The sequence below is a fragment of the Micrococcoides hystricis genome (assembly GCF_042434215.1).
In the GTDB taxonomy this organism is placed as follows: Bacteria; Actinomycetota; Actinomycetes; order Actinomycetales; family Micrococcaceae; genus Micrococcoides; species Micrococcoides hystricis.
On record NZ_JBHLUB010000005.1, the window covers coordinates 1 to 512 of the forward strand.

Annotated in this window: 1 protein-coding gene; it reads left to right on the forward strand. The window is 58.6% G+C overall.

The genetic code is table 11. The features are described from left to right. Positions 1-512: transposase (locus ACFFFR_RS03845; RefSeq protein WP_377458215.1), on the forward strand; the 512-nt coding region annotated here is incomplete at both ends.

Below are 512 nucleotides of genomic sequence, written 5' to 3' on the forward strand. Positions count from 1 at the left end.
CCGAAGCGACCACCGTGATGGATCCCTTTCATGTGGTGGCATTAGCCGGTCAAGCCGTGGATAAAGCCCGACAACGGATTCAACAAGCCACGCTGGGACATCGCGGTCGTAAGGGCGACCCGCTGTATGGGATCCGCAAAGTGTTGAAAACCGGCAAGGACTACCTGACAGAACGACAACAAACCCGCCTGAAGACTGTATTTGCCAACCCGCAGCATCAGCCGGTGCAGACCACCTACGACATCTACCAACAGATCGTGGCCGCCTACCGGCACCCGAACCGCAACCAAGCCAAAAAGCGATTTAGAAAGCTCATCGATGCCATCAGTACCGGGATTCCCAACACACTCACAGAGCTCCAAACGCTGGGCCGGACGATGAAGCGCCGCGCCGCCGACATCCTGGCGTACTTTGATCACGTCGGCACCAGCAACGGCCCCACCGAAGCCATCAACGGCAGAATCGAACACCTGCGCGGCACCGCCCTGGGCTTCAGAAACCTCACCCACTAC